At 59.1% G+C, this 22,422-nt stretch carries 18 protein-coding genes; 10 read left to right on the top strand and 8 right to left on the bottom strand.

Features of this window, described 5'->3' with window-relative positions:
- The first annotated feature begins 180 nt into the window (after positions 1 to 180).
- Entirely contained in the window at positions 181 to 543 is a 363-nt protein-coding gene (locus tag DC3_RS06520; protein ID WP_146883223.1) for a hypothetical protein, read from the top strand.
- Between the two features lie 24 nt (positions 544 to 567).
- Here DC3_RS06520 and DC3_RS29025 read toward each other — a convergent pair whose 3' ends face one another.
- Positions 568 to 732: a hypothetical protein gene (locus DC3_RS29025; RefSeq protein WP_186815887.1), complete on the bottom strand. Its 165-nt coding sequence runs from the start codon at positions 730 to 732 to the stop codon at positions 568 to 570.
- Positions 733 to 940: 208 nt separating this feature from the next.
- Between DC3_RS29025 and DC3_RS29020 the strand changes: the two genes are divergently transcribed.
- Positions 941 to 1,093 (top strand): hypothetical protein, encoded by a 153-nt coding sequence (locus DC3_RS29020; protein ID WP_186815886.1) that lies wholly within the window; start codon positions 941 to 943, stop codon positions 1,091 to 1,093.
- Positions 1,094 to 1,096: 3 nt separating this feature from the next.
- Here DC3_RS29020 and DC3_RS06515 read toward each other — a convergent pair whose 3' ends face one another.
- The 3 genes from DC3_RS06515 to DC3_RS06505 form a co-directional block, all read right to left on the bottom strand.
- Entirely contained in the window at positions 1,097 to 2,467 is a 1,371-nt protein-coding gene (locus tag DC3_RS06515) for a sensor histidine kinase (RefSeq protein ID WP_146883221.1), read from the bottom strand.
- Between the two features lie 304 nt (positions 2,468 to 2,771).
- Positions 2,772 to 3,875 (bottom strand): LacI family DNA-binding transcriptional regulator, encoded by a 1,104-nt coding sequence (locus DC3_RS06510; protein ID WP_146883219.1) that lies wholly within the window; start codon positions 3,873 to 3,875, stop codon positions 2,772 to 2,774.
- 183 nt (positions 3,876 to 4,058) lie between these two features.
- Positions 4,059 to 4,433: a hypothetical protein gene (locus DC3_RS06505; protein ID WP_146883217.1), complete on the bottom strand. Its 375-nt coding sequence runs from the start codon at positions 4,431 to 4,433 to the stop codon at positions 4,059 to 4,061.
- Positions 4,434 to 5,046: 613 nt separating this feature from the next.
- Here DC3_RS06505 and DC3_RS06500 point away from each other — a divergent pair.
- From DC3_RS06500 to DC3_RS29015, 4 genes are all read left to right on the top strand, one after another.
- On the top strand, positions 5,047 to 5,718 hold the full coding sequence (locus DC3_RS06500) for a LysM peptidoglycan-binding domain-containing M23 family metallopeptidase (RefSeq protein ID WP_146883215.1): 672 nt from the start codon (positions 5,047 to 5,049) through the stop codon (positions 5,716 to 5,718).
- 40 nt (positions 5,719 to 5,758) lie between these two features.
- Positions 5,759 to 6,730, top strand: coding sequence for a WD40 repeat domain-containing protein (locus DC3_RS06495; RefSeq protein WP_146883213.1), 972 nt, complete (start codon positions 5,759 to 5,761; stop codon positions 6,728 to 6,730).
- Positions 6,731 to 6,789: 59 nt separating this feature from the next.
- The gene (locus tag DC3_RS06490) at positions 6,790 to 9,141 is read left to right on the top strand and encodes a protein kinase domain-containing protein (RefSeq protein ID WP_146883211.1); all 2,352 of its coding nucleotides are present in this window, start codon (positions 6,790 to 6,792) and stop codon (positions 9,139 to 9,141) included.
- A gap of 172 nt (positions 9,142 to 9,313) precedes the next feature.
- A complete protein-coding gene (locus tag DC3_RS29015; protein ID WP_186815885.1) occupies positions 9,314 to 9,463 on the top strand; it encodes a hypothetical protein in 150 nt (49 codons plus the stop codon).
- A 56-nt stretch (positions 9,464 to 9,519) separates the two neighbouring features.
- On the opposite strand, the gene DC3_RS06485 is transcribed toward DC3_RS29015, so the two are convergent.
- The 3 genes from DC3_RS06485 to DC3_RS06475 all read right to left on the bottom strand — a co-directional run bounded on the left by DC3_RS06485 (position 9,520) and on the right by DC3_RS06475 (position 13,068).
- The gene (locus DC3_RS06485; RefSeq protein ID WP_146883210.1) at positions 9,520 to 9,756 is read right to left on the bottom strand and encodes a WGxxGxxG family protein; all 237 of its coding nucleotides are present in this window, start codon (positions 9,754 to 9,756) and stop codon (positions 9,520 to 9,522) included.
- Between the two features lie 339 nt (positions 9,757 to 10,095).
- The gene (locus DC3_RS06480) at positions 10,096 to 11,427 is read right to left on the bottom strand and encodes an alpha/beta hydrolase (protein WP_146883208.1); all 1,332 of its coding nucleotides are present in this window, start codon (positions 11,425 to 11,427) and stop codon (positions 10,096 to 10,098) included.
- A 30-nt stretch (positions 11,428 to 11,457) separates the two neighbouring features.
- Positions 11,458 to 13,068: a S8 family peptidase gene (locus tag DC3_RS06475; RefSeq protein WP_222594706.1), complete on the bottom strand. Its 1,611-nt coding sequence runs from the start codon at positions 13,066 to 13,068 to the stop codon at positions 11,458 to 11,460.
- 213 nt (positions 13,069 to 13,281) lie between these two features.
- Between DC3_RS06475 and DC3_RS06470 the strand changes: the two genes are divergently transcribed.
- Positions 13,282 to 13,470, top strand: a complete 189-nt coding sequence (locus DC3_RS06470; protein ID WP_146883206.1) for a hypothetical protein — start codon at positions 13,282 to 13,284, stop codon at positions 13,468 to 13,470.
- Positions 13,471 to 15,465, top strand: coding sequence for an ATP-binding protein (locus DC3_RS06465; protein WP_146883204.1), 1,995 nt, complete (start codon positions 13,471 to 13,473; stop codon positions 15,463 to 15,465).
- A gap of 8 nt (positions 15,466 to 15,473) precedes the next feature.
- On the opposite strand, the gene DC3_RS06460 is transcribed toward DC3_RS06465, so the two are convergent.
- Positions 15,474 to 18,806 (bottom strand): ATP-binding protein, encoded by a 3,333-nt coding sequence (locus tag DC3_RS06460; RefSeq protein WP_146883202.1) that lies wholly within the window; start codon positions 18,804 to 18,806, stop codon positions 15,474 to 15,476.
- Positions 18,807 to 19,042: 236 nt separating this feature from the next.
- Here DC3_RS06460 and DC3_RS06455 point away from each other — a divergent pair, with 236 nt between their 5' ends.
- A complete protein-coding gene (locus DC3_RS06455) occupies positions 19,043 to 19,504 on the top strand; it encodes an SRPBCC family protein (protein WP_146883200.1) in 462 nt (153 codons plus the stop codon).
- 33 nt (positions 19,505 to 19,537) lie between these two features.
- Positions 19,538 to 22,216: a glycosyl hydrolase family 18 protein gene (locus DC3_RS06450; protein WP_146883198.1), complete on the top strand. Its 2,679-nt coding sequence runs from the start codon at positions 19,538 to 19,540 to the stop codon at positions 22,214 to 22,216.
- Positions 22,217 to 22,422 lie beyond the last annotated feature (206 nt).

The raw sequence follows: 22,422 nt of genomic DNA, 5'->3' as shown, positions 1-22,422 counted from the left end.
CTGGAACGGTTCTGCTGCTGCTGCTTGTGGGTTTGTGGTGCATGGTGGGCACACGCAGCTTGAAACTTCTCGTGCACGCTGTCCGGCAGTGGTGGGCATGAAGTCCTCACAGCAGTGCTCTGCTGCGCTTCAGAAATGGGTCAGAAACAGGTCAGAGTGCAGCAGTAAACTGAAAAGAACATGTTGAGGTTGCTGTGGGCCAGAAACCACCTGAAGCAAGCCGTGGTTCTGCTGGAACATCCGAACCCCGCGCTCCATTTGCATGACCTGCGGCACCACCTGCAACAGAGCACCCGGCACCTGTTCCCCCTGCTGAGCCCTGAAGCCCAGCAGGCACAGTTGTTTCGACCCTGGGGTCCCTGGTCCCTGATCCTTTTTCACTTCAAGCTGGGCCATGTCCGGGCACTGGTGCTTGAAGCTGAAGTTCTGCTTCAGGGAAAACCCTCTGCAGGTCAGGTGCTTGAAGCATACCAGTCCATGCAGCAGGTGCATCTCACTGTTGGGCAACATCTGGCGGAACTCGGAGATGTTGAACTGTCCTGAAGCCTCTTCAGGTCACTCAAAATTTCATCCGTGCGTCTGGTGATGGCGTCTTCTGCGCCGACGGTGTTTCTTGCGTGGAGAGATCAATTGTCGCAGGGTTGAGATGCCCACCTGCTTCAGGATGAAAATGGTGCACACCAGCAATGTCACCCCCACAGCGGTATAAACAATGGTGCTGAAATCACTCATGGTTCTCTGATCATAACCCATTTACCACAAGAGCAAAGCAAATGATCGGTCTTTTTATTTCACGGCACAGGACATTTGTCATCATGTGCTCAAAAAAAGAGCTGTTTTAAAGGTTCCTCAAGTGTCCATGGAAAATTGTCAGGATTCAGGCAGTCCTGCAGCTCCAGGTCTTTCAAAATGGACCCAGTTCACAACACAGGGAGACCCCATGATTGAACATCCCAATGAAGACACCCCGGACGTGAATCCCGGAGACCCGGCCCCCTATCCGGTGCCAGACCCCGAGATCACAGAACGGCCCGAATTGCCAGACATGCCAGACATTCAGGTGCCCAACACCCAGGAGGAACCTGCTTCCTGACGTTCAGCCCCGGGGCAGCAGGACCTGCATGGTGGTGCCCTGCCCCAGTGCGCTCTGGGCAAAAATCCTGCCCCCATGCAATTCCACAATGGAACGGGCAATGGCCAGGCCCAGTCCTGAGCCTCCGGCCTGCTCATGGTTGCGGGATTCATCCACCCTGAAAAACCGATCAAAAATGAAGGGCAGTTTCTCCTCCGGGATGCCTTTGCCGTTGTCCTGCACCTCCAGAATCAGGTGGTCCGGGGTGCTGCTGGCCCGCAGGTGAATCTGCCCGCCTTTGCCCGTGTGGTTCAGGCTGTTGGACACCAGATTGCCCAGCACCTGACGCATGCGCTCCAGGTCCATTGGAACGGCAGGAAGGTCTTTCTCAAACTGGGCATCAAGCTGCACCCCTGCCTTTTCTGCACGAAGCGAGAAAGCCTGCTGGATGCCCGACACCAGACGTGCCGGAGGGACTTCATCCACACTGAGTTGCAGGGTGCCTTCATCTGCCAGAGAGAGGGTGCGCAGGTCACTCACCAGGTTCTGCAGCAGCAGCAACTCATCGTGAATGATCTCCAGCCTCTCCTGGGTGGGCTGGAATTTGCCCTGCTTCATGCCCTGCACGTAACCCGAAACCACAGTGAGGGGGGTCCCAAGGTCGTGCGCGATGTCGGCAATCATCTGGCGGCGCTGCTGTTCCCCCTGGGCAAGGTTCTTCAGCATTTCGTTGAAGGCCTGGGTGAGGTCTGCCACCTCGTTTTGCAGGGTGACCGGGACCTGCTGGATTTTCTCCTTGCGCATGACCGCCTGGGCTGAACGGGTCAGGCGTTGCAGCGGAAGGGTCAGAAAGTGGGCAATGACAATGGCCCCCACAAAAGCCACCAGCAAGCCCAGAGGCAAAGTGACTTTCACTGTCTCATAAACACTTTGCAGCAAAGCCTTCTCATCGGTGGTGTGAGGCTGACCGGGAGGCTGTTTCAGCTGCACCGCTGTGGCAAAAACCTGCCCATTCTGGCTGAGGGTGCGCACGTATTTCAGGTCATCAGGAGAGGGGGTCTCTCCCATCTGGTGCCCCTTGAGCGGTGTGATGAGTTTTCCCCGTCTGTCCAGCAGGGCCATTGTGGAAGCCAGCACCACGACAGGTTGCCCCTGACCATCCAGCACTGTGGCAGATTCGATGATCTGCAGGTCTTTCAGTTGCTGATGTCTGGCGTAGTGGTCCTGTACCTGCTGGGCAAAAGCGTTGAAGCGGGTTTCTTCCAGGTAATCCCGATGGTTTTTGACGGTCAGTCCGGGAAGCAGGAGCAGAAAAAACACATAACCCGCCACCCTGGAGAACATGAATGCCAGTGCAAGTTGCGACTGCATGGAAAGAAAAAGCTTTTTCAGCATGAATTTCCCCCTGCAGATGTGGAGGTTCTGGTGAATGGGACCTGGGTCTGGAGCATCACTGGGCCTTCAGGTGTCCTGGGCTGCCCCTCAGGGAAACCTCAGTACAGTCTCACCTCATGTTAACGGTTTGGCTGGCTTTTTGATGAACGTGAGATCAAGGCCTGCCATTCCCCAGGGATTCGCTCAAGGACATGGACACTGTTATCGCTCTGGAAGTGGCAAACATCAAAGCAAAAACCAGCAACTGGAAGGCTGTTGATGAAAATTTCCTTTCGCTGAGGACATGGAACTGTGATCTTCAGCTTCACCCAGAAGAACTGTTTTTGCCTGTGGCCCTTCTGCGCTTCTGCACGCCCTGGGATTTTGCAGAGGGTTCTGAAGGAACCAGGGGCTCCACCTCGATTTTCACCCCCGGAGCAGGTCCAGAGGATTCGCGAACCACCAGTTCACAACTGAAAGTGGGAGGTCTGTACGGGTGGCCTTCAAGAAGCGCCAGCACCTGATGCGCAGCCGCCATGCCCAGTTTCAGGGAAGGCTGTCTGATGGTGGTCAGGGGTGGATAACTGAAAGCACTCCCTGCCAGATCGTCGTACCCCACCACCGAGATGTCCTGCGGGATTTTCAGGCCTTTTTTCTGCAGCACCAGTTGTGCACCCAGTGCAGACTGGTCGTTGGCTGCAAAAATGGCTGTGAAGGGAATCCCCTGGGAGAGCAGACGCTCCGTGGCCCGCATTCCTCCCTCTTCACTGAATTCGCCGTCCACCACCAGTTGCCGGTTCAGGGGAACCCTGGCCTCCTGCAGGGCCTCCATGTACCCGGAGAGGCGGTCCACGGCGTCATAGTGGGTGTCCGGCCCGGCAAGGTGGGCGATGTGTCTGTGCCCGAGGGCCAGCAGGTGCCGGGTGGCAAGGTATCCTCCCCTGTGGTTGTTCACCTGCAGGCACTGCTGTTCCAGACCTGTGATCTGGCGACCCACAATCACAATGGGTGTGGCGGCGTTGACCTTGCGCAACACCTCATCTTCAATGTAGCCCCCAAGCACAATCAGGGCGTCCACCCGGCGGTTCAGCAGCACTTCGAGGGCGGCATGTTCCCGGTCATCCCGCCATTCTTCTGAAACAAAAATGGGGTGGTAGTGGCTGCCCTGAAAACCCTGTTCGATCCCTTTGTGAATCTGACTGAAAAAAGGACTGGAGATGTCCTGGGTCAGCACGCCCACATTCATGGATTGCCCCCTCGCCAGGGATTGTGCCACCATGTTCGGACGGTACCCCAGTTTCTCGATGGCATCCATCACCTGCTTGCGCCGTCTGGCACTGACTTTCCCGGTGCCGTTGATGATGCGTGAGACGGTGGCCGTAGACACTCCGGCTGTCTTTGCCACCATTTCCAGGGTCACAGCAGCCATGCTGGGCTCCAGAGGGGCAGGCGAAACTGAAAATTCGGTGTGCAGGATGGGGCAATGGAGGATCGGATGGCAGGCAATTGGCAGGCTCCCTTGATGTACGCGCTTACTTTGATCTTAACACCTGAAGGCATCTGCAAAAACACCCCCGGAGGTCCGGGGGTGGAAAGGGGGGCAGTGCTGGATTTACTGGGCGCGCAGGGCCACCGTCTGGTTCAGGTCCCACTTGTGCATGGTTTCGGGGAGCACCTGACGGTAGGTTTCCACCTGACCTGAGGTGTAGCCTCCTGGCAGACCACCCAGTGCGATGGGAAAGCAGTCCTGCCTGGGGCACACGTAATAGAAAGTCAATCTGCTGGCCGGGGTGAGCAGGCGGAACAGTTCCTCACGGTAGAACCGGTTGATCACCTTATGCGGCTCCTCAATCAATGCTTCCCGGGATTCCTGAAGGTAGACCACCACATCATGGCGATCAGGGCTGAGGTACACGTCGATGTCACAGGCATGCGAGGTGCCTCGGGTCAACTGAAAAGGGAATCGGGGAAATCTGAGGTGCTGCATGAATCCTCCTCGGAGGGCGCGTTGCGCCTTCGGGTGCTGAATTCTGGACGGGTTTTGATGGGGCAAGGGCTGAAACCTGTTTCGAACAGGTGCGGTCCTGAAGCATGAGGACTGGATGTCTTCAGGGTAAAGCCTGACTGCATTTTCAACATTGGAATGAACTGAAGGGCTTCTGAAGTTTGCAGCAAAAAGCGCTATCTCGCTCAGGGCGTTTTGCGGATTTTGCAGGTGAAGCTGCTTTTTGCCTGAGATCTGTGCTGATATCCCCTCATCTTTTCCATGAACTTTGTTCTGTGTGGTACTGAAGTTTAAATTCTTTTGCGAGGCCAGAAACAGCTGGACAGGCTTCCCTCAGAGGGAAGAGAAGGTCTGGCAGCGACCAGCATGGACTTCTCTTAACACTTGCATGGACCAGAGACACCATTTGTGTTCTCTCCTCACCTGAGATCCTGCGTCCAGAACTGCATTATTCCTTACCAAATTCAGCAGACTCTCATTTTGGTCTTCATTTTGGGTTCAGTTTGTTCACAGCTCGCTCACTGCCTGAAGCTATGCTGAAGTCCAGAGCCAATGATGCTCTAAACCCACCCCCACAATATGTTGCAGGAGCCCCATGTCCTTCAAACCTCTTCTCGTCGTGCTTGCCCTTCTCTGTGGCACCTCAAGCGTCCTTGCCAGAACCAGCTACACCGTGAAAGCTGGCGATACCCTGACCCAGATTGCCAAAAAGCAGGGCATCAACATCGACGCCATTCGCGACCTCAATCCCAGACTGAAAAACCCCAACAGCCTGAAAGTCGGACAGAAGATCATCCTGCCCACCAAAGGTGCCAAAAAAACCACCACCCAGAAAACCGCCCAGAAAGTCACCATCAAACGGGTCAGTTACAGCGCCAGAAGCTGGCTGTGGCCCGTCAATGGTCGCATCACCAGCGGGTATGGCTACCGCAACCTCTGGATTGCCGGGAGCAACTTCCACGCTGCAATTGACATTGCTGCAGCCACCGGAACCCCGGTCAGGGCTTCCCAGTCTGGTGTGGTCAAAACCGCCAAGTGGGACAGCAGTGGCTTTGGATTCACCGTGGTGGTGGATCACGGCAACGGCTGGGAAACCCGTTACAGCCACAACAGCCGAATCATGGTCAATGTGGGTGCCCCGGTGCAGGCCGGACAGACCGTCGCCCTGCTGGGAGCCACCGGAGCCGCCACAGGGCCCCACGTGGATTTCCGCATCTACCACAATGGTCGCGAACTGAACCCCATGACCCTGCTGGCTTCCCGCTGAAACCTGTTCCCCCGGATTCTCAGCAGGTACACTGAAACCCATGAAGCAGGCACATCTGGCAGGCTGGATCACCCTGATGATGGCGTGGGGCACCACATGCGCGCAGGAAGAGCTTTTTGAAACCAAGGTCTTCGGGAGCAGTGACCTCAGTTCCCTCGCGCTCGGTGCAGAACAGCAGGTGCTCGCTGTGGCAGGCCGCAGGGGCATCCGCCTGTGGGACCTGGTGCAGTCCCGACCTGCTGGAATCCTGCCTTCAGGTCAGGTCACCGCTCTCGCCCTCAGCCCAGATGGCAAACATGCTGCCGCAGCCCTCTTCAACCAGGACTTGCAGCTCTGGAACCTGAGCACCCTGAAACTGCAATCCAGTCTACAAGGACACACCGACTGGGTGTACAGCCTCACCTTCAGTCCTGACTCGAAATGGCTCGCTTCGGGCTCCTTTGACCAGAGCATCCGCATCTGGAATGTGCAGGATGGGGGAGCAACACTGACCCTCAAAGGACACCGCAACTGGGTGCATGCTGTGCAGTTCAGTCCGGAGGGAGGCCGCCTCGCCAGTGGATCAGAAGACCAGACTGCAAGGGTGTGGGACCTGAAGACCGGAACCACCCTGCAGGTGCTGACCGGGCACACGGGCTTTGTTTCTGCTGCAGCCTTTGATGCCTCTGGCAAACAGCTGATCACCGGTTCAGGAGACCGGACTGCCCGGATCTGGGACCTGAACACCGCACAGAACACCCTGACCCTCAGGGGCCACACGGATGCCGTCACAGGGGTGGCATTTGATCCTCAGGGGGCATGGGTGGCCACCGCTTCTCTGGACCGCACCGTCAAAGTCTGGAACAGCACCACTGGAGCCCTGCTGCACACCTTCTCCATTGAGGCAGAGATCCACCTGCTGCAAGCCTCAAAAGATGGCACCCTGCTGCTCATTGGCACAGGCCAGCAGAACCTGCAGATGTGGGATGTGCAGTCCGGTCAGCTGAAAACCACCCTCCAGCCGAAATTCTGACGGTTTTGCTGGATTTCCCAAGAATCCCATGTGCCCATCCGTTAAACTGAGGGCAGCGCATGACTGTCACCTGTCCCCACTGCCACAACACCTTTCCTGATGATCCTTTTCGGTGCCCCATCTGCGGATGGCTGCTCAAACAGCACCTCCCAGTGGGCACCAAGCTGCAGCAGGGCAAATACACCATTGGGAGGGTGCTTGGACGGGGAGGATTTGGCATCACCTACCTGGGGGCCAACACCTTCCTGGGTCGCACAGTGGCCATCAAGGAACTGTTTGTGGAAGGCATCACCACCCGTTCCAGCAGCAGCAGGGTGGTGCCCAGTCAGGTGGAGGCCTTCGAGCAGGAGAAAAACCGCTTCACCCGCGAGGCGCAGCTCCTCACCCAGTTTGACCACCCGAACATCGTCAAGGTGCTCGATGGCTTTGAGGAGAACAACACCGGGTATCTGGTGATGGAACACCTCACCGGGATGACCCTGGCAGAGAAAATCGCGAATTCAGGGGCACTGAAATCCGATGAAGTGCTGACCATCAGCCTGCAGGTCACAGAAGCCCTTGAAGTGGTGCACCAGGCAGGAATGCTGCACCGGGACATCAAACCGGAGAACATTTTCATCACCGACTCCGGACGGGTGGTGCTGATCGATTTCGGAACGGCCCGCCATTTTGAGGCCAACAAGACCAGCAACCACACCCGCATGGTCACCCCCGGGTATGCCCCTCTGGAACAGTACGCCACTTCTGCAAAGGCAGGGGCCTATACAGATTTTTACTCTCTGGGAGCGACCCTTTACCATGCCCTGCTCGGGAAAGCCCCTCCGGCGTCCATTGACCGGGTGACCGGGGCTGCTCTGGAGGCCCTTCCCCTTCCAGCAGGACACCCATTGCAACAGGTGATCGGCAAATCCCTGTCCTTGCAGGTGCAGGAGAGACCCCAGAATGCCCGGGAACTCCGGCAACTGCTCACCCGGGGGGTCCCTGCTCCCCGTGCAGCAGAGCCAGTCTCTGTCCCTGCACCCAGAAAACCTGCTCCCTCCCCTCCTCCACCTCCTGCCCTCAGTCCAGAAGAAATGTATGCACGTGGGGTGCGTCATCAGCAGGGAGATGGGGTCTTAAAAGACGAAAAACAGGCGGCCCACTGGTACCGTCAGGCCGCAGACCGGGGGCACGCCTCTGCCCAGAACGATCTGGGCTTCCTGTACATGAAAGGCAGAGGGGTGGTCCAAAGCCACGCCGAGGCCGCAAAGCTCTTCAAAGCTGCAGCAGAGCAGGGGCACCCCATCGCCCAGTACAATCTGGCCGTGCTGTACGAACATGGAACCGGGGTCACGCAGAGTCTGGTGCAGGCTTTCGACTGGTACCGCAAGGCGGCAAGACAGGACCACCTGAAAGCCCAGTCCAGGCTGGCCCGCATGTACGAGAAAGGACTGGGCATCCCCGCAGATCCCAGAGAAGCCCTGTTCTGGTACGAGAAAGCTGCAGAGCAGGGAGACCTGAACGCACAGTACACCCTGGGGCAGCACAGTGAAAAAGACGAAAACAGCAACCCTGCCCGCACCCTGTACTGGTACCAGAAAGCCGCCCAGCAAGGACACCGCGAAGCCCAGTTCTGGGTGGCCCAGAGCCATGCCGAGGGGCACGGCACCCCCATCAACCTGCAGCAGGCCGCCTTCTGGTACCGCAAGGCCGCCGATCAGGGGCATCTGGACGCCCAGTACCGTCTGGGCCTGATGCTGGAGCAGGGTCTGGGGGTCAGTGAGGACCGCAAACACGCCCTGGAACAGTTCCAGAAGGCAGCCCAGGGGGGCATTGTCGATGCCCAGTTCAAGGTGGGACTGTTCTTTGAAGAAGGCTGGGGAACGAAATCTGATCCAGCCCAGGCGGCCCTGTGGTACAGAAGGGCCGCCGATCAGGGGCACCAGGTCGCCCAGAACAACCTCGGGGTGCTCTTCGAGGCCGGACACGGGGTGATGCAGAGCCTGCAGCAAGCCATCCACTGGTACCGTCAGGCCGCGCAGGGGGGGAACGCCGCAGCCCAGTACAACCTTGCCCTGCTCTACGAGGAAGGACGGGGTCTTGTCAAAGACGACGGGCAGGCATTCTTCTGGTTCAAAAAAGCTGCCGAGCAGGGGGAGGCAGAGGCGCAATTCAGTGCGGGCAGCATGCTCGAAAAAGGGCAAGGGGTCAACCGCGATGAGATCCAGGCTTTCGAGTGGTACCGCAAAGCCGCAGATCAGAACCATCCGGAAGCCCTGCTGCAACTGGGCAAAATGTACGAACAGGGCCGGGGAACCCCCAAAAACCGTGCTGCAGCCATCGAATGCTACCAGCTGGCCCAGGACCAGGGCCTTGAGGAAGCCGAAGAAAGGCTGAAAAAGCTGCTGAAACCCCGCTGGAAATTGTTTTGAATTTTTGCAGGAAAGGTGTCAGGGTCCTGTAAGCAGCAAATCCTTACCATGAGACCATGGTCAACACTTCACAACCCAACCGCCTTCTGTGGGTCTGGAGCGGACAGGATGCCTCTGCCCCCAGCTTCACCAAAGTGAAAAACGTGTTCGTGCTGATCCAGGAGTGTGCCTGATGCAGCTTCTGAAAGATTTGACCCTTTGCCTGCTGCTGGTTGCCCTGATCTACGCGGGACAGAAGGCAGACATGCTCGCTGTGGGCCTCCTGCTGGGACTTGGGTTTCTGTCGGGTCTCGTTCACCTGATGGAAAAAGACCGCGCATAACCCCGACACAGAAGAAAGCCACCTGATTCAGGTGGCTTTCTCTTTTACCCGTGTTCTCAGTGGGTGCGGTTGGTGTTGGTGTGCACCGTGCGGTCATCGTGACGGCGACGGCCAGCCAGACCTGCAAGGCCCAGCAGACCCAGCAGACCCCAGGGGAAATCGGCTTCGTTGCGGTCATCCATCTGGGTGGCGATGTTGGTGTCTGCAGGGGTGTCATCGGTGGTCTGGGCAAGGGCAGATGCGGGAATCAGGCCAAGGGCAGCAACAATAAAAATCTGAGCAAGTTTTTTCATGGGGATCTCCTTTGTTTCTCTGTGGGATTCAGACAATCTTTGTTGCCTGGATGACATCAGCATAGGACTGCAGATCACTTTTATTCTTGAAAATTCATGAAAGCTCCATCACAAAACCATCAGGTGGACTTCAAGCGGATCAGTTGTGCCTCAGGAATGATACAGATGGTTTAATCATGAACAATAGAAAACCATTGGGTAGTTTCAGTTTCGCTTCAAGAATCCACCTGGAACGAGTCAGACTGTAAAAATGTATATCACGCCACACCCACCAGAAATGCCAGGAAGAAAAACAAAAAACGAGCGCCGCATTCAAAACGGCGCTCGTTTCATCCAACCTTATTTCCCAGCAATGGCCGAGAGCAGCAGGTGGGCGGTCTCAGGATGGCAGATGTCAGAGTGTTCCTTGATGTAGGCACTGGCTTCAAAATTGTAGATCCTGCCTTGCTCAAAGGCATACTTGCCCGAAGTGGCCTGCAGGGTGCCGATCACCGCATCGGATTTCTGGGCTCCGTTGCGGCCCAGGCCGCCATACTGGCTGTTCTGGTCTCCGAACGCGGAGGCGTTCTGTCCGGCCAGCATCGAGGCGATGGGGTAGGCAATCCCCACGGCAAGGTCATTTGGGGTGTGGGTGATGGACAGGGGTCCCTGAATGGAGGCCGGGAACACCACATTGCGGAAAAAGCCCGGTTTGCCCTTCCCGAAATCTCCAGAGAAACCATAGTGGGAAAATGCGGCCTGATACAGGGTCATGCTGTTCAGGGGGGTGTTTCCGACCAGGGCCTGCGCAGCAGCGGTGACCAGTCTGGCCCCGAAGCTGTGACCGATCAGGTGGATGCGGGTGTCGGGGGCCTGCTGGTGCACGGTTCTAAGCACGGGAGCGAGGGCGTTTGCTCCGATTTCACCCGCGCGGTTTTTCATGGTGTAGTAGGTGGTGAGGTTCAGCAGGTTGCGGGCCGCATTGACCACCCCTCCACCAAAGAACCCGGAGAGGCCTGCAGCACCACCATCGGTGGAAGAGGTGTCCGACTCCAGAAATCCAGAAGCACCCCCATCGTCATTGACTGGACCTGTGTAAACCACAGGCACCGAGAGCGCATCCATGATTTCAGAGGGGCTCAGGTCGAAAAGCTGGGGCAGGGCTTCTTCATCTCCGGTGTTCACGGACACCCGTGGGACATGCTTGCGGGCCAGTTCGGTGAATTCGTCCCTGGCGTCGCTCTCGTCGGTGAGGCGGGGAGCGAGGGATTTCATGCGGTCCAGATCAGCATCCAGGCTGGGATCATCGTTCAGGCCACGCAGGGACTCAAGCTGCTCCATCAGGTCCAGGACCTCCTGGGGGTTGTCGAAGCTGGCTGCCCCTCCGGGAATCAGGTCTTTGTCTGTGAAGCGCTTGCTGGGCCAGAACACCCCCACCACAGCGAAGCTGCGGCCGGTCAGGTCGATCCGTGCGGCCTGCAGTTCCTTGCGCACTTCGGTGAAGAAGTTCTGGTACAGCCTGCTGGCGTCACTCATGTCGTTGTTCCAGCCATGGGAGATCACAAACAGGTCGGTGGAGCGCGCAGTGCCCAGGTAAGCAAGCAAAGCGGCCTGCTGAGCAGGATTCACCTGTTTTGCGTGCAGGTCAAATTCGATGGGGAAGAAGGGGAAATCGGCAAGGGTGGTGTTCATGTCAGGCTCCTTTAAAGGTGGGGGTCAGGTTCAGACGGACTGGATGGCCCGCATCAGGTCCACCATGCCCTTCCCCTGAAAATCGCGGGAACGGCCGAGGTCGATGGCGGAGTCCATGAAAATCTTCTTGACTTTTTCGGGCTGCCCGATGAATTCCTTGCGGATGGACAGGAAGGCCGCCACTGCACCAGAGACGTGGGGGGCGGCCATGCTGGTTCCGCTGTCCTCCACGTAATGGCAGGGGGTGCCTGTTTTGAGGTTGACGGCGGCAGCGGTGGTTCCTGCAGCACAGGACTGGATTTTCTCGCCGGGGGCCACCAGGTCGGGTTTCATGCGGCCATCCCCGGTGGGTCCTTTGCTGGAGAAGTAAGAGACCCCGTAAGTGTGGGGCTGGTCCCGGTGGGTGGCCCCCACGGTGATGGCGAGTTCAGCGTTCCCCGGATCATTGATGCTCAGTTGCAGGGGGGATTTCACGGCGCTCATGGCGTCGGTCTGCAGGGTGCCGTATCCGGTGTTTCCTGCTGCAACCACGACCACCACGCCACTTTTCACCAGACGGTTCACCTCGGTGCACAGGGGGCTCTGGCCACAGGCGAACCATTCCGCCTCGAATCCATACCCGACACTGAGGTTGACCCCGTGAATGATCAGGGAACGCCCGTAGGCATTGATCTCGTTGATTTTGTTCAGGGCCATGATGATGTTGCTGGTCTTCCCGCGCCCATTCTGGTCCAGCACCCGGAAACTCACCAGTTTGCATTCCGGGGCCACACCTGTGATGCGCTCAATGGGCTCAGGAATGTACTTGATGTCGGTTTTGATCTCACGGGTGTTGGGGTCCATGCGGTCCACGCGGGTGCGGGTGAAGGCTTTGATGCCCCCATCGATCTGGTCGTTCTGGAGTTCTCCAGCGATGATTCCAGCAACATGGGTCCCGTGGCCGAAGGGGTCCTGCAAGGGGTCTCCTCCACCTGTGAAATCCATGTGCTGGATAGGCAGGGTCACGTTCAGGTTGTCGTGCTTCTTGAAGTGGGGGTGGTCTCCCTGAATGCCTGAGTCCAGCACCGCCCAGACCATGCCTTTTCCTGAAGCGCAAAATGCAACGTGTGCTGCGTCTGCCTTGACGGTGGGGACGGAGCGGTGCAGGTGGGGTTCCACATCAAAATCCGGCCAGATGTACTGCACAATGCGCTCCTGCCTGGGCAGGTCATGCTCCCGGTCCACCAGCAGGTGCAGGGTGTTCTCGGTGATTCTGGCAAAGACATACTGGCTGCTGATGCGCAGGTGGTGGTCGCCGTCGGTGTCTGCGGCCAGTTCAGGTTCGGCCTGCACCAGCAGTTCTTTAAGGCGCTCTGCTGCTTTTTCCACCCCGTCTTTGTAGGCGAGGTTCAGTTCAATGATGACTTCCAGGTGCGGCAGGTCCGCATCAGACTGCTGGGGAGGCACCTGCTCGTTTCGGGGGGGCTCCTGGTCCCCACCGGAGTTCCGTGAGGTCAGCAGGTTTTTCATGCCCTGGGGGAATTTGGTGATGCCTGTATTTGCGGTTTTTCTGCGGTGGCGTTCGTGCAGGTCGCGGATCAGGGGGGCACTGATCACACTGCGGGTGAGGTTGAAGCGGTCCATTTCAGGGTCTGTGGGCATGAGGGTCCTTTGCAAGGCGCGAGGCCTGAATTCAGCAGGTTTTCAGCAGCAGGTCTTCCCATTTCACCCGATTCCCGCAAGTGATCCTTCAGGGAAAACCCCTGAATCTAGACAACTTTCCGTCCAGCGTGGTCACAGCCCGGTCACAGCCCGTGAATATGCTGCTCTCATGCGTAGATTTCAGGCCTACAAATCGGTGATGAGGAACATGTCATGAGCAACCACATGCTGCTGGTGGTGCGGGTGTGGTTTGAGCAGGAAGGGGACACCCTGCCCCCTTCCCAGGAACACTGGCGGGCCAGTGTCAGGGACACCTCCACCGGAATTCAGCGGTATTTCTCCGAGCCACAGCGATTGCAGGATTTCCTGAGCAGTATACTGCGGGTGGACCCGAGGCCCTGAATGCTTCCCTTCTTTGCTGCTCCACCTCACCTGCACCTGCTGGGAGAAGCCCGACTGGTGGTGCAGGACCGCACAGTGCGCCTGGACCGCCGCACTGCCGCAGTGCTCTCTTACCTGGCCCTCAGTGGCCCCACCGTGAAGTACCGTCTGGCCGGGCTGTTGTGGCCCGACTCAGAAGAACACACGGCCCGGGGGAACATGCGGCAACTGCTGCGTCGCCTGAAGACCGCAGCCGGCTTCGAGGTGATCGAGGGTCAGGAGGTGATCCATCTCCATCCTCAACTTCAGGTCGATGCCCTTGAGCTCAGAGAATACACCTTTCAGGGCAAACACGACGAGGTGATCTCTTTGAAAGGACGCCTGCTGGGAGGGGCCTCGTTTGATGACCTGCCCGAATTTCAGGAGTGGCTGACCGGGCACCAGGCCCTGCTGGACCAGAGCCGTCTGGTGGCCCTGCGCTGCCAGTCCCAGCAGGCAGAAGCCCGGGGAGACTGGAACCACGCCTTGCAACTGGCCACCGAAGCCCTTGCCCTGGAACCCCTCGCCGAGGACCTGTACCGCCGGATCATGCGGGTCCAGGCCCAGATGGGACAGCCTGAGAAGGCCAGAGAAGCCTACCAGACCTGTGCCCGACAGTTGAACCTGCACCTGAGCCTGCCGCCGTCCGAAGCAACCACCCAGCTCCTCCGTGACATCGAAGAGGGAAAACGGGTCCCGGTCAGTCCGGTTGCCTCTCCAGCAAAGCCCAGACGCTGGAAAGATCCTCCCTGTCTGGTGGGACGTGGAGACCTGTTGCAGCACATGGAAGAAGCCTGGAAGAGAGATCAGGCCATTCTGCTGACTGGACCCGCAGGCATTGGAAAAACCAGCATCGCCCACACCTTTCTGGGAGCAAAAGGCCACTTTGCCAGGGCAGGAGGCCGCCCTGGAGACCTGGGGGTTCCCTACTCCACCCTCAGAAGGGCATGGGGAGAATTTCTGGCTGCCCACCCCCGACTGGTCCTGCCTGCCGCAGTCAGGCGAGAGATGGCCCGCCTGTTCCCGCACCTGGGGCCTCCACCTCCTCCACTGGAAACCCCTGCAGACCTCAAGCGCTTTCTGGAAGCCGGAGTGCAGCTGGTGTGGGCCACCCGTCGGGTCTTTTCCGGACAGCTTTACGACGATGTACATCTGGTGGACGATGCCACCTTCGAGGTGGGGGTGTACATGCTGCACCGCCTTCAGGCTCCTGAAGGCGACGGCCTGCCGCCCCGTCTGGTGCTGACTGCCCGGACAGAAGAACTCTCTTCGGACCGCTGGGCAAAGTTGCAAGGGAAGGTTGAGGAAGGGCATCTGGTGCATCTGGACGTGCCTCCCCTGTCTCCAGCAGAACTGACCGACATGCTGCGCACCTTGAAAGTCGATGGGCTGGACCGGTGGGCAGAAGAGCTGTACCGCTTCTCTGGAGGAAATCCCCTCTTTGCCCTGGAGACCGCCCGGCACCTGCACCAGACAGGCAGTGAAACCCTGCTCTTCCCAGGGAAACTTCCCCTCTCTGGACGCCTGAAAACCCTGATGCGCCACCGCCTGTCCAGCCTGAAGCAGGACACCCTGGCCGTTGCACGCATGTGTGCGGTCTTGAGTGGAGAGGCCCGCCCTGACCGCCTGGGGACCGCACTGGACATGCCTGCAGAGCAACTTCAGAAAAGCCTGCAGGAACTGGAAGAGGCACAGGTCCTGCAGGGCTGGACCTTCACCCATGGCCTGCTGGAAGAGGTGATGCTGGAAGACACCCCTGCAGCCGTGCGCAAGTGGCTTCATCGGCAGGCTGCACGGGCACTGGAACAACATCAGGGCGATCCCCTGCGCATTGCCCGGCTCTGGCAGGCTGGGGGCAAACCCCAGCAGGCCATCCTTCCCCTCAGAAAGGCGGCAGAGGAGGCCCGTCTGCTCGGCGCAACCCAGCGGGCAGAAGCCCACCTGAATGAAGCTGCACAACTGGAAGATGGAAGCTGACTGGCGTTTCAGGCCCGGTCAGGCAGCAGTCGAGCAGATGCCTTCTGCAGAAGGGTCCGGTGGGAAGGCCTGTTCCAGAAGTGCCCAAGGTGTTCTTCCGGCACCTCCTCACTGGTTTTCTCCAGCCAGTGCAGGGCATAATCCAGCACCTGCTCTGCCTGGGGCTGCCTGAGGGCTTTCGTGACCTGATGGTGCATGAGGAGCAGACGGGCAGGGTCTTCTCTGGGCGGATGGGTCATGAAACGCTGGTAGGCCCCGGTGGAATCCGCCAGGGCCTCCTCCCACCTTCCCTCTGAAAAAGCCAACTCTGCCCGGGCAGAGAGCACGGTGGTCAGCAATTCAGGATGGTTGTACCTCTGGGCCATGTGGAGGGCCTGCTCCAGATGCTCCTGTTGCCTGCCGTCTCGCACATGAAGGCCATGAATCAGGTGCCAGAGCCCAAGGGTGTAGGTGAATGGGGCTGCCTTGAGGGCTTTCTCCCCTTCTGAGAGAGCAAAGGCAGCCTGCTCTGTTTCGCCAAGCTCAAAATGAATCCAGCTTTTCAGCACCCACGGAAGCTCTCTGGCGGCATCCTGTGGATCTGGGTTTTCCAGTGCCCGCCGGATGCAGGCTTCACTGCTCCTCAGGTCACCCACTGCAAAGTAGAAATTCGCAAATGCCCGGTCCAGTGTGCTGCTGTTGTGCCTTCCAGCCTGCAGCAGGCCCTGGCATGCCTGCAGTTGTGTCAGGGCCTGTCGGTACATCCTGCGGTGGGTGAGGCTCACCGCCCAGCACACTGCATTCAGGTACTGCAGACTCCCCACTTCCAGACCACGCCTGAGTTTGTGGTGCAGTTTTTCTCGCACTGCATCGGCCTCGGCCCATTTGCCCTGGCGTTCCAGCACCGTGGTGTAATAAGACCAGGCCGTCATGGCCCGGTAGTCGTCCTGCAGCTTTTCAAAAAGTTCTGCACTGCGCTCCACCCAGATGGCTGCCGTCTCAAAATCGCTCATGATGCCGTAAGCCACCGACAGGGTCATGGCCTGCAGGGCCAGCAGGGCATCCGAGTGCTGAAACACAAGGGCTTCAAGCACCTGCTGCACCCGCTCCTGGATGTCTCTGCCCCGACGCTGCGCCAGGGCACACTCCAGCAGCACACACAAGAGTTCTGCCCGGATCTCCGGTTGAGCGGGCTCCCGGTCCAGTGCCTGTCTGGCCTCCTGCTCTGCCTGAACGGCCTGTTGCTGCCCGTACAGCAACCATGAGGCATGCAGGACATCAAACCGCTCCTGCTGCTCTGCGGTCTGCACCCGCTTCTGAAGCCTTTCCATCTCTTCAGGCTGGACCTGGGACAGATCATGACGCCAGACCTTCTGGATCAGCCCCGCATGGGCTTCATAGGCAGCTTCGAGCGCTCCAGAAGCTTCCAGCAACTGGGCTGCCTGACCTGCCTGCTCCAGCGCTGCACGCAGACCAAAGCGCTCAAAAGCCTGATGGGCTGCCTGCAGGTAGGCTTCTGCTGCCTGAAGGGGTGCCTCCCCTTTCTGAAAATGCTGGGCCACCCGTAAAGCATCAGCACCAGACCCCTGGAGGGCTTCGGCCAGACACAGGTGCAACTCCCGCTGCACACCTGCTGGTGTGTGCCTCACCACGGCTTCCCGCACCAGATCGTGGCTGAAAGCCTCCCCTGTCAGAAACCCTGTCTTTTCCAGATCGCTCCAGACTTCCATCAGCTGCCAGGCAGGTTGCCTGAGGGCACAGGCCACCCACTCCAGATGCACCTCGCCCTGCAGGAGAGCAGAAACACGAACCACCTGCAGGGCAAGTGGGGATAGGGTTTCAAGTCGCTGTTCAATGACTTCCCCGACACTCCCCTGCCAGGGAAGGTCTCTGGGCAAAGGCCCTTCTTTCCAGCCCACAGAATGCAAATGTTTTGCCAGTTCTGAGAGGTACAGGGGGCTGCCCTGCACCAGACGGTGCACCTCCTGCAGGGCGTTTCCAGTGAGAGACACGCAACAAAGGTCTTCAAAGAGCAGCCCCACATCTGTGGGGGCCAGAGGCTTCACCTCCAGCACGCTGGCCAGGCCATCCACCACCAGACGCTCGATGGCCTCTGCAGCCGCCACAGGCAGGTCCATCTGGCGGTAGATGTCGATGAATCTGGGCAGGGCCGCCGCTTCCTGCACAGCGCGGGCGAAAATGTAGATGGCCAGCTCAGTGGTCGCCGGGTCCGCATGCTGGGCGTCATCGAAGACCAGCACACCCACATCCTTTGCAGCCTCTCGCATCAGTTCCACCTGGGCATCAAAGAAACGGAGTTTGTCCCAGGCTGCCAGAGGGGCATCTGCCCCCTCCTGGGTCAGCAGTTCTGGAACCAGACGCCTGAGTTCCTGTCGCACCCAGACCGGCAACGCTCCCGGTTCCTGTAAACGGGGCACCGCGGTCAAGAGCTGCCGCACAATGCGGCGCACCGTGGCGTAAGGCACCTGCTGGTCTGCAGGCTGGCCTTTGAGGATCACCGCGCGGGTGTGGCTGTGCACGAAGTCTGTCACCAGTCGGGATTTGCCGAGGCCAGCCTCGCCCGTCACAAAGAAAATGCGGTGCTGCTCCCAGGCCTGCTCCAGCCACGCCCACTCCTGCTCGCGCCCCCTGAGAAGGGGAGGACGGCCCCCATGTCGGGATTCCACCTGATCTGAAGTGATGGGCCAGGAATGAAGCAGGTGCCCCAATTCTGCAGACACCTCCAGCCCGAGGGCCGCAAGGTTCTCGGTCAGGCGCTGCAGGCATTTCTCTGCTGCACCCACCTCGTTGCGCTGCAGGTGGGCCTGCATCTGCACTGCCGTGGCCTCTTCATGGCAGGGGTCCAGCAAAATCACCTTTGAGGCCAGTTGCAAAGCCTCCAGAGGCTGTCCAGCCTCCAGGGCCTGCCGGGCCGATTCCAGCAATCTGTCCAGTGCTTTCTGCTGCATCTGTTCCCGCTGGGAGTCCAGCCACTCCTGAAATTCAGGGAGGTCATCGTAATCCTGGTGTTCAAGCAGGGATTGCGGAAGGGAATCTGCTTCGTGGGCTTCCTGCCGGGTCAGGGCATCGACCTGAAGTTGAGGATGGAGATGGATCACCTCCTGACCCTCGATCACCTCGAAGCCGGCTGCGGTCTTCAGGCGACGCAGCAGTTGCCGCATGTTCCCCCGGGCCGTGTGTTCTTCTGAGTCGGGCCACAACAGCCCGGCCAGACGGTACTTCACGGTGGGGCCACTGAGGGCCAGGTAAGAGAGCACTGCGGCGGTGCGGCGGTCCAGACGCACTGTGCGGTCTTGCACCACCAGTCGGGCTTCTCCCAGCAGGTGCAACTGTAGGGTCATTGAAGGACTCCTGATCGCAGGAGGAAAGAAAACAGCAGAGACAACAAAAGCACGAAGGACCTCCTCAGGGGTGGGACCTCAGTGTATTTCACCCCTCCCTGCCCCGTGTGTCGGTGCCGTCACACCACCCTCCCCTTCCGGTCACAGGCCAGTCACACCCGCTGGCTTAAGGTTCACTTCAGGATGTTCGCATCCGCAGGAACGGTCCATGCAGCCCGTGGACCCTGGAGGTCATCATGCGCATCATTGCCCACATCTGGATTCACCAGCCCCTGAACTGCGTTTATCAGACCTTGGCCAACCACAGCCTGGATGGCAGCTGGCGCACAGGGGTCACAGGCATCCAACAGAGCCACCCAGGCACCGTGCAGGTCGGGACGTGCCTGGAGGAAACCCTGCACCTGATGGGGCGCACCCTGCACACCGACTCTACCGTGGTTTACGTGCAGGAAGGGGTGAGGCATGACTTTGTGGGCACCTGTGGGGGCTTCCCCCTTTCGGGCAGCCGCAGCTTTCAGGCCTCCATGAACCGCACCCGGGTCACGCTGGAACTGCAGTTGACCCCTCCAGAAAGCTGGCTGCCTTATGTTTCCCTGCTGAAGTTTTTTTTGCACCAGCGCATCCGGCAGGACCTGAGGCAGCTCAAATCTCTGCTGGAACGCACCAGCCACAGTCCACAGACCCCCTCGTACAGCTGAAACCTGACTTCACCCCATGACCAGAGGAGAACCATGAAGCGAAACACCTTACTCATCAGCCTGTCTTTGACCCTCGCCGCGTGCAGCAGCACCCCTCCCACCCAGCCGCAGGCCACCCGCATCATGGCCCTGGCTGTGCCTGCAGAGGCTCCGTTCATCCGCATTGAACTGAGTGGCCCCCAGGATCTGGTGCAGGAAGCCACCGCCAACAGCCAGGGGCAGGCCACCTTCAATTTCCCCAACCTGATCTCCGGAACCTACAACATCACTGCACGGGCGTTCAACAGCAGGCCCCAGCAGGGAGATCCGGCCACGGGGGTGGTGCTGTACAAGACGGTCATCAAGAACCATGTTTTCGATGGTGCCCCCCTCAACATCGGGCTGAAACGACTCACCAGCACGCTCAGTCTGGATGTGTCCGGCATTGATCCAGTGGCAAGGTTCCTCAGTGCCAAGATCGGCAACAAGCAGGTGGCGCTGAATGTCTCTGGCACCACCGCCACCGGAAAACTGCTCGGGGTGGAAACCGGCGTGGGCAGGGACGTGATTGTGGAAGGCCGCAACACCCCCGGAGGTCCAGTGGTCCAGCAGGGCACCGGACAGGTCACCCTCAGTGAAGCCGCATCCAGCACCAGCATCCAGATGCAACCCGTTGCAGGCAACCCACCTGAAATTCCAGTGCTCACCGGGGCAAGCTCGGTCAAGAAAGGCGAGGTGTACAGCCTGAGAATCGACACCAGCGACCAGCACGCCGACCTGAGAACCCTCAGGGTGGACTGGGGCGATGGGGAAATCCAGGACTTCAACCTCTCCGGGCGCACCGATTCCCGCACGCTCACCCACACCTTCACTGCCCCTGGAAGCCGCAATGTTTCCGTGGTGGTCACCAACGCGAACAACCTTGCCCGTTCTGCAAACCGCAATGTGAACGTGGTGGACACCAGCACCGGGACCGTGGTGGTCGGTCTGTCAGAAGAACTCACCGAGGTGACCCTGCGGGTGACAGGCGTGCCTGAAAGCACCACCCAGCTTCAGGCCACCATCACCGACCCCAACTTTGCAGGGCTGCAGAAATCGGCCATTTCGAAACAGGAATTTCTGCCCTCCTATCAGATTGACCTCTTGCCCCTCGCTGATGGCACCTGGACCGCAACCCTCGGCCTTCCCCGCGATGTCACCTACAACTACAGCCTGAATGCGGGCCGCATTGAGGGTGGATCAGGCAGCTTCAACAGCGAAGGGGACACCCAGACCGTGGACTGGAGCTTCCAGCAGGGACCCAACATTGCCCCCACCGTGAAAAGCTTCAAGCTCAGTGCTTCGGGCGGCAATGCTCCTCTGAACGTGAATTTCACCCTGCAGGGAGATGATGTTGAAGGGGACGCCCTGACCTGTCTGCTGGACACCGACGGCAACGGCACCAACGACTTCACCATCGAGCACTGCGAAACCCAGAAGACCCAGAGCTTCACCTACACCGGAAATGGCCGATTCACCCCGATCCTCAAAGTGGTGGATTCCAGAGGGGCTGTGGGCAAGGCCGCAAGGGTTGTGAAGACAGGCCGCACCCCCTGGGTGGCAGGCTACTACTCGGGCTGGAACGCAGGGCACTCTGCCACAGATGAAAACCCCAGACCGCAGGACCTCGACTTCGGAGGACTCACCCACCTGATGGTTGCTTCCATCTGGGCAAACTTCGAAGAGGGCACCACCCACTACACCGGCATCAACACCAGCTTCTTCCAGGGTCCTGGTGGGGCAGACTGGGCCAGGGCAGGTGCAGCAGAAGCCCACAAAAATGGAGACAAGGCCCTCCTGATGCTTGGAGGTTCCGGGTTCCGCGATGGTCTGGTGATCGCCATGCAACCCCAGTACCGCAAGCAGTTTGTGCAGGACCTGCTGCAGGTCATGGAAGACCTGAACTTTGACGGCATCGATCTGGACTGGGAACCCATCCATGTGGGCTTTGAACCCCTGCTGGGCATCGAGGTGGATGACCGCGTGTTCATCACCCAGCTTGCCGAGGACCTGCGGGCCGCGAAACCCGACATCATCCTCACCCTCCCGGTGGGCTGGCTCAACGTCAACAACGACCAGGCCGACCCCTGGGTGGCAGAGGTTGCCCCCCTCCTCGACCAGATCAACATCATGAGCTACGACATGGCCGGGCCCTGGGGCTGGTCCACCTGGCACTCCTCTGCCCTCTTCGGAGAAGGTGGCGACCACCCCACCAGCGTCTCCAGCACCTCCCAGCGTTACCTTGCTGCTGGCGTTCCTGCCAACAAATTTGGGGTCGGCATCGGCTTCTATGGCAACTGCTACCGCCGCTCTTACGCTCCCCTTGAGCCCATTCGCGGCATCATGGGCACCGGCGACAATGAGATGAGCTACCGCCGCATCAAGTCCCTGTACAGCGTGCATGACGTGAACGTGCGGATGTGGGACGACATCGCCAAGGTGCCCTACCTGAGCAGCAGACCGCTGGGAACAGGTGTCCACCTGAACGCCGGGCACACAGGTCAGGGCATGCAGGACTGTGACTTCGTGTCCTACGAAGATCCCCAGTCCATCCTCACCAAAGGCCAGTACGTCAAGGACCAGGGCCTCGGAGGGGCCATCATCTGGACGGTCAACCAGGGTTACTTCCGCAATCCGGTGGATGGGGACCACAACCCCCTGCTGACCGCCACCCGCGAGGGCTTCCTGCAATAGAAACAGGGGTGAAATTTCAACGGAGTGCTCAGGGCACTCCGTTTCTTGTTTGGGAATTTGCTGTCTGGATCGAAGGCGTTTCTTAGAATAACGTTATTCTACTGGTCTCTGCAAAAGAGCCGAAAAACCTTGCAGGGGATTGACCCCATGAACCCACAAGTCCAGCCTCATGTTCAGCATTGAGGAGCAGGAGGAGTTCTCCCATC

This window comes from Deinococcus cellulosilyticus NBRC 106333 = KACC 11606, from assembly GCF_007990775.1.
Taxonomy (GTDB): domain Bacteria; phylum Deinococcota; class Deinococci; order Deinococcales; family Deinococcaceae; genus Deinococcus_C; species Deinococcus_C cellulosilyticus.
The sequence above is the reverse complement of the archived record's forward strand: the minus strand, read 5'-3'. Positions and strand labels throughout refer to the sequence as shown.

Coding starts and splice junctions, on each gene's coding strand:
- DC3_RS06460 (WP_146883202.1), bottom strand. CDS start 18,806: ATGACCCTACAGTTGCACCTGCTGGGAGAAGCCCGACTGGTGGTGCAA.
- DC3_RS06450 (WP_146883198.1), top strand. CDS start 19,538: ATGAAGCGAAACACCTTACTCATCAGCCTGTCTTTGACCCTCGCCGCG.
- DC3_RS06475 (WP_222594706.1), bottom strand. CDS start 13,068: ATGCCCACAGACCCTGAAATGGACCGCTTCAACCTCACCCGCAGTGTG.
- DC3_RS06470 (WP_146883206.1), top strand. CDS start 13,282: ATGAGCAACCACATGCTGCTGGTGGTGCGGGTGTGGTTTGAGCAGGAA.
- DC3_RS29025 (WP_186815887.1), bottom strand. CDS start 732: ATGAGTGATTTCAGCACCATTGTTTATACCGCTGTGGGGGTGACATTG.
- DC3_RS29020 (WP_186815886.1), top strand. CDS start 941: ATGATTGAACATCCCAATGAAGACACCCCGGACGTGAATCCCGGAGAC.
- DC3_RS06515 (WP_146883221.1), bottom strand. CDS start 2,467: ATGCTGAAAAAGCTTTTTCTTTCCATGCAGTCGCAACTTGCACTGGCA.
- DC3_RS06505 (WP_146883217.1), bottom strand. CDS start 4,433: ATGCAGCACCTCAGATTTCCCCGATTCCCTTTTCAGTTGACCCGAGGC.
- DC3_RS06510 (WP_146883219.1), bottom strand. CDS start 3,875: ATGGCTGCTGTGACCCTGGAAATGGTGGCAAAGACAGCCGGAGTGTCT.
- DC3_RS06480 (WP_146883208.1), bottom strand. CDS start 11,427: ATGAACACCACCCTTGCCGATTTCCCCTTCTTCCCCATCGAATTTGAC.
- DC3_RS06500 (WP_146883215.1), top strand. CDS start 5,047: ATGTCCTTCAAACCTCTTCTCGTCGTGCTTGCCCTTCTCTGTGGCACC.
- DC3_RS06490 (WP_146883211.1), top strand. CDS start 6,790: ATGACTGTCACCTGTCCCCACTGCCACAACACCTTTCCTGATGATCCT.
- DC3_RS06520 (WP_146883223.1), top strand. CDS start 181: ATGTTGAGGTTGCTGTGGGCCAGAAACCACCTGAAGCAAGCCGTGGTT.
- DC3_RS06485 (WP_146883210.1), bottom strand. CDS start 9,756: ATGAAAAAACTTGCTCAGATTTTTATTGTTGCTGCCCTTGGCCTGATT.
- DC3_RS06495 (WP_146883213.1), top strand. CDS start 5,759: ATGAAGCAGGCACATCTGGCAGGCTGGATCACCCTGATGATGGCGTGG.
- DC3_RS06465 (WP_146883204.1), top strand. CDS start 13,471: ATGCTTCCCTTCTTTGCTGCTCCACCTCACCTGCACCTGCTGGGAGAA.
- DC3_RS29015 (WP_186815885.1), top strand. CDS start 9,314: ATGCAGCTTCTGAAAGATTTGACCCTTTGCCTGCTGCTGGTTGCCCTG.
- DC3_RS06455 (WP_146883200.1), top strand. CDS start 19,043: ATGCGCATCATTGCCCACATCTGGATTCACCAGCCCCTGAACTGCGTT.